The organism is Streptomyces sp. NRRL B-24572 (assembly GCF_002156145.1).
In the GTDB taxonomy this organism is placed as follows: Bacteria; Actinomycetota; Actinomycetes; order Streptomycetales; family Streptomycetaceae; genus Streptomyces; species Streptomyces vietnamensis.
Window position 1 is genome coordinate 1 of the sequence record NZ_MWIG01001040.1, and the last position, 1372, is coordinate 1372.

The window sequence follows — 1372 nt, forward strand, 5'->3', positions numbered from 1 at the left end:
CTCCGGCGCGGCCGTCCGGGAGCCGGTCGCGGAGTCCCGCCGTACGTCCCCGCCGTGGGCCGGCCCGCACCGCCCGATCGCCACGGTCCCGTAGCCCGTCGCCCCGCCGAAACACGCCGTTCCGGCACGGCCCCGGCCCCCAGTAACCCCTACCACACAGCATCGCCGCCCCGCCCTCTCATACGCTGGAGGGCGCGCCGCCTCCGTTGGCGGGCGCGCCCTCCAGCGTATGACGAGGGCGCGGCCCCGATCCTGTGAGGTAAGGCTCACTGGAGGCCGGGACCGTGCCGGAACGGCGTGTTTCGGCGGGGCGACGGGCTACGGGACCGTGGCGATCGGGCGGTGCGGGCCGGCCCACGGCGGGGACGTACGGCGGGACTCCGCGACCGGCTCCCGGACGCCCGCGCCGGAGCGTACGGGAACGGGCGGTTCTCCGGCGCGGCCGCAACCCGCCGGCGGCGCACCCCGGTTCGGCGGGCGGGGGTGTCCCCTACGCGTCCCCTAGGGGACAGGACCGGGGATCTCCCCCTGGTCGCGATCTATCGCGTTTCGCTAGGCTGAGTCCGTGGACCTCGAAAAGCAGCCCGAACCCGAGAAGCAGCCGCGGCCGCAGCGTCCGGTCGCCCCCGCCGAGCCCGCTCTCGCCGGGCCCGCCTTCGCCGATCCGCAGGGCTCGCTGCGGGCCTCGGACGCGGACCGGGACCGGATCGCGGACATCCTCGGGGACGCCCTGGCCGAGGGGCGGCTCGACGCCGAGGAGCACTCGGACCGGATCGACGCGGTCTACCGGGCCAAGACCGTCGGGGAGCTGGAGCCGATCGTCCGCGACCTGCCGGGCGCCAGGACCGCCCGGGCGCCCGAACCGGCCTTCGCCTGGGGCTCCGACGACCCCGAGGGTCCCGCGGACAACCTCGTCGCGATCTTCTCGAGCACGACCCGCAAGGGCCGCTGGCGGGTGAGTCGCCGGACGAACGCCTTCGCGCTCTTCGGGAACGTCGAGATCGACCTGACCGAGGCGATCTTCGCCCAGCGGCTGACCACGATCAACGCCACCTCCATCTTCGGGAACGTCGAGGTGCGCGTCCCGGAGAACATCAGCCTGCGCGGCAGCGGCAGCGGCGTCTTCGGGAACTTCGAGGTCGTGACCCTGGAGGGAGTCGACCCGCAGGCCCCGGTCGTCGTCGTCAACGGCTACTCGGTCTTCGGGAACGTCGAGGCCAAGCCCAAGCGCGGCAAGTGGATCACCGACCTCCAGAGCAAGCTGAAGAAGAACCCCGGACGCTGACGCCCCTCAGGGACGGCCGGCCGGGGGCGAGGGCCCGGAGGTGACGGCCCGGGGGCGGCCACCCGGGGTGACCGTCCGGAGGTGACG

The 1372-nt window shown here is 74.4% G+C and carries 1 protein-coding gene; it reads left to right on the top strand.

The genetic code is table 11. The features are described from left to right. The first annotated feature begins 565 nt into the window (after nucleotides 1-565). Entirely contained in the window at nucleotides 566-1285 is a 720-nt protein-coding gene (locus CCN56_RS39855) for a DUF1707 domain-containing protein (RefSeq protein ID WP_086832457.1), read from the top strand. The last annotated feature ends 87 nt before the right edge of the window (nucleotides 1286-1372 follow it).